This is a genomic window from Kineococcus sp. TRM81007, from assembly GCF_022669155.1.
Taxonomy (GTDB): Bacteria; Actinomycetota; Actinomycetes; order Actinomycetales; family Kineococcaceae; genus Kineococcus.
Genome location: NZ_JALBVB010000042.1, coordinates 1 through 14151 on the forward strand (window position 1 = coordinate 1; position 14151 = coordinate 14151).

Consider the following 14151-nt stretch of genomic DNA (forward strand, 5'->3'; position numbering starts at 1 on the left):
GACCCGCACCCCGGACGGGCGCGGCGCCTACAACCACTTCCAGAACGGCTCGATCTACTGGTCGAGCACCACCGGCGCGCACGCGGTGCGCGGCGCGGTCCGCGACGCGTGGGCCGCGCGCGGCTGGGAGGCCGGGGCCCTCGGGTTCCCCACCGGTGCGCAGCGCACCGCCGGGGACGCCGTGGAGCAGGACTTCCAGGGCGGCACCCTCGTGGTGCGCGCGGACGGCTCCTCGACCGTGCGCCGCTGACCCCGGCCGCCGGCCGCCGGGCGCGGGCACCAGGGCTGGTGCCCGCGCCCGGTGGGCCGCATGCTGGACCCGTGGCGACCGCGGACCTGGTGCTGGTGGGTGGGCTGCTCGCGCTGTTCGTCGTGGTCCTGACCACCACGGCGGTGCGGGCGCTGCGCCGTCGCGGGCGGCAGCGGTCCACCGTCCGCGACGACACCCTGCGCGCGGGCCGGGACCCGGAGGCCGACGGCTCCGCGGCGGCGCTGCGCGCCATGGGCACCAACGCCTGGATGCGCCCGGGCGGCGGCGGGTTCTAGGACCGCCGCGAGCGGGCGGGGCTCGTCCCCGGACGGGAAAAGCCGTTGCCGTGCCCGGGGTTCGCGGGGCACCGTCGTCGTGTCCTGCCGCCGACCCGAGGAGGCCCCGGGTGCTCATCTGACGTGCCCCGCACCCACGGGCCCGCGCTCGCCGCGCGCGGTCCCGAGCGACCACGTCACCAGGAGCCCCCGTGCCGACGAACCCCCTCACCCCCTCGACCCCCCGCCCCGCCGCGTCCGCCAGCGCGTCCACCAGGACGACGACGGGCACCACCACCTCGCTCGCGCTGCGGGAGGTGACGAAGACCTACGACCACCGCGTCGTCCTGGACCACCTCACCGCCTCGATCACCCCCGGTGCGGTCACCGGGGTGATCGGCGAGAACGGTTGCGGCAAGTCCACGCTGCTGCGGCTGCTCGCGGGCGTGGAGGAACCCGACACCGGGCGCGTCGTCGCGGTGGCGAGCGCGGGCCTGGCGCACCTGCCGCAGGAGCCCGCCGCCCCGCCGGCGTGGACGGTGCAGCGCGTCGTCGACGAGGCGCTGGCCGACGTGCGCCGGCTCGAGCGCCGCCTGCACGAGCTGGAAGCGGCGATGGCCCACGCCGACGGCGGGCAGCACCCCCTGGACGCCCTGCTGGCCGAGTACGGCGAGGTGAGCACCGCGTTCGAGCTGCGCGACGGGTTCTCCGCCGACGCCCGCGTCGAACGCGCCCTCGCCGGCCTGGGCCTGGCCGGGCTGCCGCGCGGGCGCCGCCTCGGCGAGCTGTCCGGCGGGCAGCGCTCCCGGCTGCACCTGGCGGCGCTGCTGGCCGCCGACGCGGAGGTGCTGCTGCTGGACGAGCCGACGAACCACCTCGACGACACCGCCGCCGGCTGGCTGGCTGGAGCATCACCTGCGTTCCCGGCGCGGCACCACCGTCGTCGTCAGCCACGACCGGGAGTTCCTGGACCGCACGGCCGCCGAGCTCATCGAGGTCGACGCCGGCCGCGCGGCCCGCTACCCCGGCGGCTACGACGCCTACCGCGCCGCGAAGGCCGCCGAGCGCGCCCGCGCCGAGCAGGAGCGCGCCGCGTGGGAGGAGGAGGTGCGGCGGCTGCGCACCACCGGTGACGCGGTCGCCCGCCGGGTGGCCCCGAACCGTCCACCGCGCGACGGCGACAAGATGCAGTACGACTTCAAGGGCGGGCGGGTGCAGGAGTCCCTGGCGGCGCGGGTGCGCGCCAACGGCGAGCGGCTGCGGCGCCTGGAGGCGGCGGAGGTCCCGCTGCCGCCGGCACCGCTGCGGTTCACCGCCCCCGCCGGCCTGCACGCGCGCTCAGGTGCGCACCTGGTCGCCGAGGGCGTCTCGGTCGCCGGGCGCCTGGCCCGCACCGACCTGCACCTGGAGGCGGGCACCCGCCTGCTCGTCACCGGCGCCAACGGCAGCGGGAAGTCGACGCTCCTGGCGGTGCTGGCCGGGGCGCTGCGCCCGGACACCGGCGGGGTGCGCGGCCGCGCCCGCGCGGGCCTGCTCCCGCAGGACCCGCCCGCCCCCGTGCCGGGGCAGGACGTGCTGCGCGCCTTCGCCGCCGGCCGGCGCGGCAGCGCGGACGAGCACGTGCACCGGTTGCTGACGCTCGGGTTGTTCGCCCGCGACCAGCTGGGCGTGCCGGTGGCCCGGCTGTCCACCGGGGGCCGCCGCCGCCTGGACCTGGCACGGCTGCTGGCCGACCCGCACGACGTGCTGCTGCTGGACGAGCCGACCAACCACCTCGCCCCGCAGCTCGTGGAGGACCTCGAGCGGGCGATCGCCTCGTTCGGCGGCGCGGTCGTCGTCGTCAGCCACGACCGGCGGTTCCGGGCAGGCTGGAGGGGGCGGTGCCTGCACCTGGAGCCGCCGCGACCCGCACGGCCCGCGCTCGCCGAGGAGCCCGCGGCAGCAGCAGGGCGGTGAGCACCAGCAGCGAGGCCGGCCGGGTCAGCGCCAGCAGCGCACCGCCCGCACCGCCGAGGTCCGCGGCGGCCTGCAGCACCGGCAGCAGCCACGGCGCGAGCGCCACCAGGGCGACGACGCGCACCCGCGCGGGCGCGGCCACCGCCACGACCACCGCCGCCAGCGGCGCAGCGAGCGCGTGGTGGCTCCACGTCACCGGCGACACCAGGCAGGTGACGATGCTGACGAGCAGGCCGAATCGCAGCCGTGCGGCCGGCTCGCCCCACGCGGTGCGGCGCGCGGCCACCAGCACGAGCACCAGCAGCGGCACCGCACCCGCGAGCGCCAGCGGGGCGGCGACCGCGTCGCCCAGCCCGGCGTGCGTGAACGCCCCGGCCAGGGAGTTGTTCGAGATGGTGCCCGGCGGTGCCACCCGCGAGGAGTCCCACAGCAGGTCGGTGAAGAAGGAGCGCCACGACGCCGGGGCCACCAGCGCTCCCGCGAGGGTGAGCACCACCCCGGCCACGGCCACCCGCACGGCGAAGCGGCGCGCCGCCGGAGCCGCAGCGGCGGCCACGACCAGTGCCGGGGTCACCTTCACCGCACCCGCCAGCGCCGCGAGCACCGCCCCGCCGCGGCCACCGGCCAGGCAGCCCAGGACGAGGGCGGCCACCACGAGGGGGCTGATCTGCCCCAGCACGAGCGCTTCGCGGAACGGGTCGGCGACCAGCAGCGCCGCACCGCCCCAGCCGACGGCGGCGGCCGGTGCCCGCACGGCCCGCAGGGCGAGGACCGCGAGCACCAGGGCGGCCGCCACGAGCAGCACCCGCCACAGCAGCAGGCCCGTCCCCGGCGGCACCAGCAGCAGCGGGGTGAACAGCGCCGCCGCCAGCGGCGGGTAGACGAAGTGGTGGCCGCGCTCGGTGACCCGCGCGTACGGGTCGGCGCCGGCGAGCAGGTCGGCGGCGCCGTGGCGGTACACCGCCAGGTCGTACCCGGGCTGCCACGCCTGCGCGCCCCACCCGGTGCGCAGCGCGAGCGCCGTCCACACCAGGGCCAGCGCGACGGGCGCGGCGGCCCGCAGCGCCGGTCTCACCGCCGCCCGGCCGCCGAGCGGTCGGGGAACACCAGGGAGCGGAAGGTGAAGAAGCGGAACACCATCGCCAGGGCCATCCCGAAGACGTTGCCGGAGAGGTTGTCGGCCAGCGGGCTGGTCCAGCCGAGGCCGTAGTGGGTGATCACCAGGCACAGCAGCTGGATGCCGGCGGCGATGACGCTCAGCAGGAAGAACATCGCGTACTCCCGCCACGGGTTCTCGCTGCGGCGGTCGCGCCAGGTGTAGTAGCGGCTGCCGAGGAAGGCGATGGCGATGGCGACGACGCTGGAGACGACCTTCGCCCACGCCGACCCGGCGCCGGAGAAGATGAGCGCGTTGAACACGATCAGGTCGGCGAGGTACGCCAGCCCTCCGGAGACGAGGAAGCGGAACACCTCCCCGCCGCGCTCGGAGCCCAGGAAGCGGCGCGCCGCACCGACGGGCCCGGTGCCGCTCTGGGCGCTCACAGCCACACCGCCAGCAGCAGCGAGGCCACCCACAGCACCGCCAGGACCAGCAGGACCCGGTCGTGCAGGGCGATGTCCTCGGGTTCCTCGGCGGCGCCGCGGTCCACGTCGATGGCGTAGCGCAGCACCGCCAGCACGAACGGCACGAGGGAGACGCCGGCGACGGGGCTGCCGCCGCTCTGCCGGCCGAGGACCTCCACGGCCCACAGGGCGTAGGTGGCCACGGCGATGGTGGCGGCCAGCGTCCACACGAAGCGCAGGTAGGTGGTGGAGTACTTCTGCACCACGCGGCGCACCGACTCCCCCGTCAGCTCCCCGCGCCGGGCCTCGCCGTAGCGCTTGCCGGCCGCCATGAACAGCGAGCCGAACGCGGCGGTGAGCAGGAACCAGCCCGACAGCGGGATGCCGCCGGCGGTGCCGCCGGCGAGCATGCGCAGCAGGAACCCGGAGGCCACGCACCCCAGCTCCAGCACCGGTTCGTGCTTCAGGCCGAAGCAGTACGCCAGCTGCACGGCGAAGTAGACGCCCAGCACCAGGCCCAGGGACGGCTGCCACAGCACCCCGCAGGTGATGGCGGTGGCCGCCAGCACCACCGCGAGCACGACGGCGGTGCGCACGCCCAGCTCGCCGGCGGCGATGGGCCGGAACCGCTTGCGCGGGTGCGCGCGGTCGGCCTCGACGTCGCGGGCGTCGTTGATCAGGTAGATGGAGCTGGAGATCAGGCAGAACAGCCCGAAGGCGACGGCGACGCCGACGAGGGTGCCGCCGTCGACCTGCGGGCCGGCGGGGAACACCGGCGCCAGGACGAGGACGTTCTTGACCCACTGGTGCGGGCGCATCGCCCGCAGCCACGCAGGCAGCCGCGAGGAGGTGCCCTCCACGCGCACCGGGGCGCCGGTGTCCTCGCGGGCGCCGCTCACGCCCGCCCCCCGCGCTCGGCGAGCCGGCCGGCGGCCGAGCGCACGGCCGCCTGCGTCAACGCGCCCAGGGCGGTGCCCGCGGCGACGTCCGAGGGGTAGTGGACCCCCAGCACGAGGCGGGAGAGCGCCATGGCCGGCACGAGCGGCCACGTCGGCACCGGCAGCAGCGGCGCGAACGCGAGCGCGGCGGCCGTGGTGGAGGTGGCGTGCGAGCTGGGCATGCTCCAGCGGCTGGGCACCCCCACGCGCACGTGGACGCGGTGGTCGACGGGGCGGTGCCGTCGCGCGACCCGCTTGAGGACCACGCTGGCGCCGTGGGCGGCGACGACGGCCGTGGTGGCGACCACCCAGTCGCGGCGGCGGCGGCGGTCCACCAGGGCGCCGAGCGCGCCGACCCCGATCCAGGCGGCCGCGTGCTCGCCGGCGTGGCTGAGGACGGTGGCGGTGCGCACCGCGGCGTCACCGGGCACGTGCTGCTGCACGAACCGCAGGGCCGCGAGGTCCGCGGCGGCCAGCGGGGAGGCGGAGGCCGGTGGCTCCGGAGCGACGGCCGGCGGCTGCTCGCGCCCGGGCTGCTGCGGGCCGCTCACGGCTGACCCGCCGGGAGCATGACGATGCTGCTCAGCGGCATCGCCCAGGTGGAGGTGACCGGCCACCAGGTGGAGCCGGGCGGCTCGGTGCCGCGGTCGTAGCGGAAGAGGTCGTAGGCCACGGGCACGGGCTCCGGGTCGTCGCGGAAGCGGTAGTTCAGCTCGAGCAGCTCGCGCACCGGGCCGGAGGCGCTCTCCAGCGCGGCGTCGATCTGCGGCTGGATGCGGCCGGGGTCGGCGAACTGGTCCACGACGCAGTCGCAGGCGTAGGCCAGGTGCCCGATCTCGCCCGGGGAGGTGACGTAGCGCGGTCCGCCCTCGGCGTCCAGGCGCGCCTCGACGTCCTCGGCGATCTGGTCGTACTGCGCCGGGGTGGCGAAGTTCGTCTGGACCGGGGCGATCGGCCACGGGGTGCCGTGGCGCGCGTCGGCGACACCGCTGACGACGGCGACCGCCACGGCCGCGACGAGCGCGCCCCAACCGACCGGCCGCAGCGGCGAGGCCGCCGCGCGACCCCAGCAGGCGCCGACGGCGGCCACGGCGACGATCGTGGTGGTGCCGATGAGGATGGAGTAGTACCAGTGGTACGGCGGCACGCCCAGCACGCTGAGGGCCGCGTAGTGCGCGACCCCGCCGGCGCCCAGCGCCAGCCACGGGACGGGGCGCAGCGCCGGGCCGGCGGGGTGCGCGCCGTCGGCGGCTGCCGCGTCGACGGCTGCCACGTCGACGGTGCGGCCGCGGCCGTGCAGCGCGAAGCCGGCCAGCACCAGCCACCCGAGGGCGCCGAGCAGCACCGGCAGGAACGCCAGCGCCCCGTTCTCGGCGAACACCTGCACGTACAGCAGGGCTCCGTTGCGCACGTCCCACGGCCCCCAGCTGGACTGCTGGACCTTCAGCACCAGCGTGTCCGGCAGCGCCGAGCCGAGGAACACCCAGCTGAACGCCAGCCACGGCAGCGCCACCAGCAGGGAGGCGCCCACCGCGACGTGCAGGCGGCGCAGCACCGCCGGCAGCAGCAGGGTGGTGACGACGACCGCCGCAGCGGCGTCCATGCGCGCCAGCACCACGGCACCGGCGAGCAGGCCGTACGGCACGGCCCGCCCGGCGATGCCGGCGCGCAGCAGCAGCGAGAGCAGCAGGAGCACGAACGCGGACTCCAGCCCCACCGACGACAGCAGCAGCGGGTTCACGCCCACCGCCGCGGCCGCCAGCGGCCCCACCCAGCCGGGCAGGCCGGTGCGCAGCGCGCTGGAGCGCAGCGAGGCCGCCAGCCCCACCGCGATCGCCACGTGCAGGACCCCCAGCGCCAGGACCGGGTCGCGCACCACGAACGTGACGACCGACAGCACGATCACCCACAGCGGGGAGGTCGCCGTGTTCGAGGTGATGTCCGACAGCAGCCCCCACGTGCCGTGGAAGGCGACGTTGCGGGCGTAGGCGAGGGTGATGTACGCGTCGTCGACGAGGGCGGTGCGCAGCAGCAGGAACGTCACCACCGCCAGCGCACCGACGCCCAGCAGCGGCAGCCAGCCCAGCCGGGCGGGTGCGCGCCGCGCGGTCGCCGTCGAGTCGATCTCCTTCGTCACCACGTCAGTCCCGCGGCCCTTCGTCGTCGTGGGGGGGTGCGCCCGCACCCGCCTCGCGCTCCTGCCGCCGCGCGTGCTCGCGCTCGGCCTCGTCGGGGTCCTGCCCGCGCATCCGCGCCACGACCCGCAGCGCGGTGTCGTCGGCGACGATGCGGCCACCTTCCAGCAGCACCCCGCGGGTGCACAAGCGCGACACCATGTCCAGGTCGTGGCTGACGATGACGAGCGTGCGGCCCTCGGCGCGCAGCTCCTCCACGCGCGCCAGGCACTTGCGCTGGAACGGCTCGTCGCCCACGGACAGGATCTCGTCGATGAGGAAGACCTCCGGGTCGGTGTGCACCGCGACGGCGAACGCCAGCCGCAGGAACATCCCGGAGGAGTAGAACTTCACCTCGGTGTCGATGAACCGCTCGATCTCCGAGAAGGCGACGATGTCGTCGAAGCGGGCGCGGATCGTGGCCTCGTCCATCCCCAGGATCGCGCCGTTGAGGAAGACGTTCTCGCGGCCGGTCAGGTCCGGGTGGAACCCGGCGCCGACCTCGATGAGCCCGGCGATGCGCCCGCGCACGCCGACGCGGCCGGCGTCGGGCAGCATCACGCCGGAGATCAGCTTCAGCAGCGTGGACTTGCCCGAGCCGTTGAAGCCCAGCAGCGCCAGGGACTCCCCCTGGCGCACGTGCAGGTCCACGCCGTCGAGGGCGCGGAAGGTGTCGGCGACCGGCCGGCGGCGCAGCTTCGCCATCGCCAGCTCCTTCAGCGACCGGTTGTGCCGCAGCGTGAAGTCCTTGACGAGGCCGTCGACCTCGATGGCGCTGAGGGTGCCGCCGGTGGCGGTGGTGGGGGTCGTGGTCACGGTCATCACAGCTCCTGCGCGAAGCGGCCCTCGATGCGGCGGAACACCGCCTGGCCGATCGCGAGCAGCGCGAGGGCCACGGCCAGCCCCAGCAGGCCGGTCCCCAGCAGGTGCGGCGGCAGCGGGGACTCCCCGGCGGTGGTGGGGTACCAGAAGCACCAGTGGAACAGCTCCACCGCGGCGGTGATCGGGTTCAGCTGGTACAGCGTCATGCCGAGCGAGTCGGGACCACCCACCACGGCCGCCACGCGCTGCCAGTCGTAGAGCACCGGGGAGGCCCAGGTGGCGACCATGAGCATGAGGTCCACGATGTTCTCGAAGTCCCGGTACAGCACGTTGACCGCCCCGAACAGCAGGCCCAGCCCGATCGCCAGGACGCCGACGATCACGAAGCCGAGGACCCCGCCGGCCAGCTGCCACACCGAGGGCCGCCAGCCCACCGCCAGGCACGCCACCAGCAGGATCACCAGCTGCGGCAGGAAGTGCACCGCCGCCACCCAGCCGGAGCTGACGGCGAACAGCTCGCGCGGCAGGAAGATCTTCTTGATGAGCGGGGCGTTGCCCACCACCGAGCGCGTCGCGTTGCCGAAGGCCTCGGAGTAGAAGTTGATGACGACCACGCCGGAGAACAGGTAGATCGCGAAGTTCTCCAGGGTGTCGTTGAGGCGCAGGAACCAGCCCATCGCGACCCAGAACACGGCGAACTGCACACCGGGCTTGACGTAGCTCCACAGCAGCCCCATGACGGAGCCGCGGTAGCGCACGCGCATCTCCTTGCGCACCAGCAGCTTCAGCAGGAAGCGGTAGCGCAGGACGTCGGCGAGGCCGCGGCCGTGCCCCGGCGCGACGAGCGGGGGCGCGGACGGGCTCGCCGCACCGGTGGTGGACGCGGCGGCCACGGCCGTCAGCCCTCCGGCTGGTGCGAGCCCGGGCGGGCGGGCTCCGCGTCGAGGTCGATGCCGAACGTCCTCGCCCAGGCCTGCATCGAGGTCACCTCGGGCAGCGCCCGCTTGTACTCCTCGCGCAACCGCGCCCAGTCGGTGAACACGCGGCGGTGCAGGTCCACGGCCTCGGCCAGCAGCGCGCGGAAGCGCTGCGGGTCGCGGCGGTACCAGGCCGTGCCCTTGCCGTCGGCCATCGACACCACGGCGCTGTCGTACAGCGACAGCTCCCACCACTTCGCCTCGGCGGCCGGCAGCGTCACCTGCGGGCGCTCGTCGGTCTCGCCGCCGGTCGGCAGCAGCTGGCGCAGCACCGTCTTGCCCGCCCACGGCAGCAGCGTGAGCCGGTTGGGCGCCTTCGGCTCCCTGCCCTTGTGCGGCGGCTTGCCGCGGCGCGGGCGCGGGAAGGCGTCCGGCTCGGTGGACACGTTCGCGTCGGGGAAGTCGGCGCGCTGCGCCCGCACCTCGCCCAGCGTGCTGCCCAGGGTGCGGTGCAGGTGCTCGGGGCCCTCCAGCAGGTCGCGCAGACCGCGGTTGCGCAGGGCCTGCGCGTAGTACTGCATGGAGATCAGGTGCTTGACGTCGCCGTTGAGGGCCTCGCGCAGCAACCGGCCGCCGCGCTCGTACGGCGAGTGCAGCATCGCCGCCAGGAAGCGGTTGCGCTGGTGGTAGTACGCCTGCCAGTCGATCGTGTCGTCCTTGTCGGTCCACGACACGTGCCACACGCACGCCCCCGGCAGCGACACCGTCGAGTAACCGGCCTCCGCGGCGCGCAGGCTGTACTCGGCGTCGTCCCACTTGATGAAGACGGGCAGCGACAGGCCGACCTCGCGCACCACCTCGGTGGGGATCAGGCACATCCACCAGCCGTTGTAGTCCACGTCGACGCGCCGGTGCATGAACGGGGTCTGGCGCAGGTTCGAGGCGGCCAGGTTGTGGTCGGCGTGCAGCCCGCGCGCCGGGCCCCAGAAGAACCGGTAGAGGTTCACCTGCTCGCCCAGCGCGTGCAGCACCGAGCGCTCGTACAGGTCGAACATGTGGCCGCCGACGATCGTCGGACGCCGGCAGGCGTCGCCGAACTGCACCGCCCGGACGATGCCCTCCGGTTCGATCTCGATGTCGTCGTCCATCAGCAGCACGTAGCGGCTGCGGTCGGCGCGCACCGTCTCGAACATGCTGCGGGCGAAACCGCCCGAGCCGCCCAGGTTCGCCTGCTCGATCAGGCGCAGCTTGTCGCCCAGCACGGCGGCGGCCTCGTCGTAACCGGGTTGGTCGCGCACCTTCTGGGTGCCCTGGTCCACGACGATGATCTCGTCGAGGACCGCCAGCGCCGACTCGTCCGCGCCGAGCGCGTCCAGCAGCCGCACGAGGAAGTCGGGGCGGTTCAGGGTGGTGATGCCGATGGTGGCGCGGCCGGGGGCGACGTCGGCGACCGGCGCGCTCCAGGACGCCTCCACCAGGCGCAGCCCCTCGGCCCCGCCGACGAGGTCGACCCAGTACCAGCCGCCGTCGGCGAACGGCGCGAGCGTCAGCTCCTCGCGCAGCTGCGCGGTGCCGTCCACGTGCCAGCTCGTGACGCGCTGGCGCTGCCCGCGCGCGTTCGACTTGTAGACCACGACGGTGCCGCGACCCTCGAAGGAACCGTCGAAGCGCACGGACTCCGCGCGGGTCCAGCGCCGCCAGTAGCTGGCGGGGAAGGCGTTGAAGTACGTGCCCAGCGAGTAGCGGCGGCCCTCGGGGACCTTCAGGCTGCGGCGCGTGCCGGCGGCCTCGGTGTCGTGGACCTCCGCACCGGTGCTGACGAACTGCACCGACTCGCCGTCGGCGTCCGAGTACCCCTCGGACTGGGCGAAGTCCACGTACAGCGGCAGCACGTCCACGTCGGCGCCGGAGGGGAACACCACCCGGTGCACCTCGCGCCAGCGGCCGTCGTCGGGGGCCAGGGCCGTCGACCCGCTCGTGCCGGCCCGCTCCTGCGAGACGTCCAGGCTCATGCGTCCACCCCACCGCTCGTCAGGGAGCCGACCGCTCCGCCGGAGCGGAAGTGCGGCGCCAGCTTGTTGTCCACCGTCGACAGCGCCGCGCCGATCGCCATGTGCATGTCGAGGTACTTGTAGGTGCCCAGGCGGCCGCCGAACAGCACGCCGGTCTCGCCCTTCGCCAGGTCGCGGTAGGCCAGCAGGCGCTCGCGGTCGGCGGCGGTGTTCACCGGGTAGTACGGCTCGTCGCCGCGCTGCGCGAACCGCGAGAACTCCCGCATGATCACGGTGGCGTCCTCCGGGTAGGCGCGCTCGGGGTGGAAGTGCCGGAACTCGTGGATCCGGGTGTACGGCACGTCCTCGTCGGCGTAGTTCATCACCGGGGTGCCCTGGAAGTCGCCGACCTCCAGGACCTCCTGCTCGAAGTCCAGGGTGCGCCAGGTCAGCTCGCCCTCGGCGTGGCCGAAGTACTCGTCGACCGGGCCGGTGTAGACGACCGGCACCTGGCCGACGACCGCGTCCTTGGAGACGTCGCCGGGTGCGAAGAAGTCGGTGCCCAGGCGGACCTCGATGTTCGGGTGGTCCGCCATCCGCTCCAGCCACGCGGTGTACCCGTCGACGGGCAGGCCCTCGTGGGTGTCGTTGAAGTAGCGGTTGTCGTACGTGTAGCGCACCGGCAGGCGGGTGACCGTGGCCCCGGGCAGCTCGCGCGGGTCGGTCTGCCACTGCTTGGCGGTGTACCCGCGGAAGAACGCCTCGTACAGCGGGCGGCCGATCAGGGAGATCGCCTTGTCCTCGAAGTTGCTCGCGGTGGCGGTGTCGATCTCCCCCGCCTGCTCGGCCACCAGCGCGCGCGCCTCGGCCGGCGAGAGGGCCTTGCGGAAGTACTGGTTGATCGTCGCGAGGCTCACCGGCATCGGGTAGACCTCACCGCGGTAGTTCGTGAACACGCGGTGGACGTAGTTCGTGAACCGCGTGAAGCGGTTGCAGTACTCCCACACGCGCTCGTTCGACGTGTGGAACAGGTGCGCGCCGTAGCGGTGCACCTCGATGCCGGTGCGGGGCTCGGCCTCGGAGTACGCGTTGCCCCCGATGTGGGAGCGGCGGTCGATCACGAGGACCTTCAGCCCGAGGTCCTCGGCGCACTGCCGGGCCACGGTGAGACCGAAGAAGCCGGACCCGACGACGACGAGGTCCGCCGACGCTCCGTTGGAGGCGCTGTTCGTAGGCATGGTGCCCGACAGACTAGCCGTCCGAGGCGCCCGGGACGGACGACGCCGCGCCCCGCGCCGCGATGAAGCGCCGGTACAGCGCCCGCCGCACCGGCAGCGGCACGAACCGGTAGCCGCCGCGCACGGCGACGTTGCGCAGGGCCTGCGCAGGGCTCGTGAAGCCCTCCCGGAGGAGGTGCGCCTGCAGCAGCACCTCGGAGCGCCACAGCCGCACCCCGCCGCGCCGCGCGTACGCCCCGCCCCCGGCCGCCGGGCCCACCCGGTACAGCACCAGGGGCTCCGGCAGGTTCTCCACGCGCACCCCGGCGGCGATCATCCGGGCGAACAGCCAGTAGTCCTCCATGAGCGGCAGGTCCCGGTAGCCGCCGGCCGCCGCGACCGCCGAGCGCCGGTACACCACCGTGGGGTGGTTGAACGGGTCGTGGAAGCGGGCGTAGGAGGCGATGCGCCCCGCCCCCACCGGCGGGGTGCGCCGGCCCACCACGTCGTGCTCGTCCTCACCGATCTCCAGCAGCCCCGAGCCGACCAGGTCCGCGCCCGCGGCCACCAGCGGCAGCTGGCGGGCGAAGCGCTGCGGCAGGCTGACGTCGTCGGCGTCCATGCGGGCCACCACGTCGTGCGCGCACGCCACCAGACCGGCCTCCAGCGCGCGGGCCAGGCCGACGTTGCGCGCCAGCGGCACCAGCCGCACCGGCACCCCGCCGGCGTCGGGCGCACCGGGGGCGGCCAGCTCCGCCAGCAGCGCGGCCAGCGGCGGCGGCACCGGCCCGTCGCGCACCAGCACCACCTCGGCCGGGCGCAGCTCCTGCTCGACGGTGACGCTGCGCACCGCGCGGCGCGCCTGCGCGGGGTCGTCGCCCGCCCACACCGGCAGCAGCACCGAGAACGGCGGCAGCCCGCCGGCGCCCGGCTGCGCCTGCGGCACCGGCAGGGCGGCGGCGGCCGTGCCCAGCGGCCGGCCGGCGGCCGCCTCGACGGCCAGCACGTCCCGCGAGACCTCCCCCAGCCCGGCCAGGACCTGCGCGGTGGGCGGCGGGGGCCCGCCCAGCCCCTGCGCCAGGCCGTCCGCCAGGCCGCGCAGCAGCAGGCCGCGCCGCTGCGAGCGCGCCACCGTGCGCACCCAGCGCCGCAGCGTCGCCCCGCCGTACAGGGCGCCGTCGCGCGCGTCCAGGGTGCGGTCGCGGGTGAACAGCCACACCTTGTTGCGCACCTCCCACACGAACCGCTCCCCCGGGTCCGCGTCCGTGCCGCCGAAGACGCGCGTGCGGTGCTCGACGACGCTGGCCGGGGCGAAGACGCCGCGGCGGTGCCGCAGCAGGCGGGTGCTGAACTCGAAGTCGTCGTTCCACAGGAAGTAGCCCGCCTGCGGCAGCCCGTCGGCGCGCACGGCGGCGGCGTCGACGAGCATCGCCACGAAGGACGCCGAGCGGATCGGCACGCAGCCGGCCACGGCGGCGGCCTCGCGCTCCCCGTGCGCGGGGCGCGGGCGGGGCCGGGGCGTGTTCATGGGGTGCGCGCGCCCGTCGCCCCACACGACGGCGCTGGCGACGACGGCCGGCGGCCCGGCGGGGCCGTCCAGCGCGGCGCGGGCGGCCAGGGCCTCCGCGAGCGCGGTGGGGCGCGGGACGGTGTCGTCGTCCATCAGCCACAGCAGGTCCGGCTCGTGCCGGCGCAGCGCCCTGGCCAGGCCCGCGGCGAAGCCGCCCGCCCCGCCGGTGTTGCGCTCCAGCGCCACCAGGTCCACCGGGAGCCGCGGGTTCGCGGCGGCCCACTCGCGCACGGCGGCGGGGCTGCCGTCGGTGGAGGCGTTGTCCACCACGACCAGCGCGTCCGGTCGCCGCTCCTGCGCGGCGAGGGCGTCCAGGGCCTCGAGCAGCAGCTCGCGGCGCTCGTGCGCGACGACGACGGCGACGACGCGCGGGTCGCCGGGGCGCGGCTGCCCGTAGCGCGGCTGCTCGGGGGTCTCGGACGGTCCGGGCGGGTTCTGCACCCGGACACCCTGCCAGGCCCGCCACCACCCCGCGGTG

Annotated in this window: 12 protein-coding genes and 1 pseudogene; 3 read left to right on the forward strand and 10 right to left on the reverse strand. The window is 75.4% G+C overall.

Going from position 1 to position 14151, the window contains the following annotated elements; all coding sequences use genetic code 11:
• From MN205_RS06790 to MN205_RS22310, 3 genes and pseudogenes are all read left to right on the forward strand, one after another.
• Window positions 1-250 (forward strand): LGFP repeat-containing protein (locus tag MN205_RS06790; RefSeq protein WP_374115863.1); only part of this gene is annotated, 250 nt, incomplete at its 5' end.
• A gap of 71 nt (window positions 251-321) precedes the next feature.
• Entirely contained in the window at window positions 322-546 is a 225-nt protein-coding gene (locus MN205_RS06795; protein WP_242125591.1) for a hypothetical protein, read from the forward strand.
• A gap of 287 nt (window positions 547-833) precedes the next feature.
• Window positions 834-2481: pseudogene (locus tag MN205_RS22310) on the forward strand (ABC-F family ATP-binding cassette domain-containing protein).
• Here the strand turns inward: MN205_RS22310 and MN205_RS06810 are convergent.
• The 10 genes from MN205_RS06810 to MN205_RS06855 form a co-directional block, all read right to left on the reverse strand.
• The gene (locus tag MN205_RS06810) at window positions 2366-3556 is read right to left on the reverse strand and encodes a glycosyltransferase family 87 protein (protein WP_242125597.1); all 1191 of its coding nucleotides are present in this window, start codon (window positions 3554-3556) and stop codon (window positions 2366-2368) included. The pseudogene MN205_RS22310 and the gene MN205_RS06810 sit on opposite strands and share 116 nt — an antisense overlap.
• Window positions 3553-4023 (reverse strand): GtrA family protein, encoded by a 471-nt coding sequence (locus tag MN205_RS06815; RefSeq protein WP_242125599.1) that lies wholly within the window; start codon window positions 4021-4023, stop codon window positions 3553-3555. The genes MN205_RS06810 and MN205_RS06815 overlap by 4 nt, the downstream gene beginning before the upstream one ends.
• Entirely contained in the window at window positions 4020-4943 is a 924-nt protein-coding gene (locus tag MN205_RS06820) for a decaprenyl-phosphate phosphoribosyltransferase (protein WP_242125601.1), read from the reverse strand. Before MN205_RS06820 ends, MN205_RS06815 begins: the two co-directional genes overlap by 4 nt.
• Window positions 4940-5458, reverse strand: coding sequence for a phosphatase PAP2 family protein (locus MN205_RS06825; RefSeq protein ID WP_255818288.1), 519 nt, complete (start codon window positions 5456-5458; stop codon window positions 4940-4942). The genes MN205_RS06820 and MN205_RS06825 overlap by 4 nt, the downstream gene beginning before the upstream one ends.
• Before the next feature lie 71 nt (window positions 5459-5529).
• Complete coding sequence (locus MN205_RS06830; RefSeq protein WP_242125605.1) at window positions 5530-7167, reverse strand: hypothetical protein; 1638 nt, start codon at window positions 7165-7167, stop codon at window positions 5530-5532.
• Window positions 7124-7978 carry an ABC transporter ATP-binding protein gene (locus MN205_RS06835; protein WP_242125607.1) on the reverse strand — a complete coding sequence of 285 codons (855 nt, stop codon included), beginning with the start codon at window positions 7976-7978 and terminating at the stop codon, window positions 7124-7126. The genes MN205_RS06830 and MN205_RS06835 overlap by 44 nt, the downstream gene beginning before the upstream one ends.
• On the reverse strand, window positions 7978-8871 hold the full coding sequence (locus MN205_RS06840; protein WP_242125609.1) for an ABC transporter permease: 894 nt from the start codon (window positions 8869-8871) through the stop codon (window positions 7978-7980). The genes MN205_RS06835 and MN205_RS06840 overlap by 1 nt, the downstream gene beginning before the upstream one ends.
• Window positions 8872-8876: 5 nt before the next feature.
• Complete coding sequence (locus tag MN205_RS06845) at window positions 8877-10907, reverse strand: glycosyltransferase (RefSeq protein WP_242125611.1); 2031 nt, start codon at window positions 10905-10907, stop codon at window positions 8877-8879.
• On the reverse strand, window positions 10904-12124 hold the full coding sequence (glf, locus tag MN205_RS06850; protein ID WP_242125613.1) for a UDP-galactopyranose mutase: 1221 nt from the start codon (window positions 12122-12124) through the stop codon (window positions 10904-10906). Before glf ends, MN205_RS06845 begins: the two co-directional genes overlap by 4 nt.
• Before the next feature lie 13 nt (window positions 12125-12137).
• Window positions 12138-14151 (reverse strand): glycosyltransferase (locus MN205_RS06855; RefSeq protein WP_242125615.1); only part of this gene is annotated, 2014 nt, incomplete at its 5' end.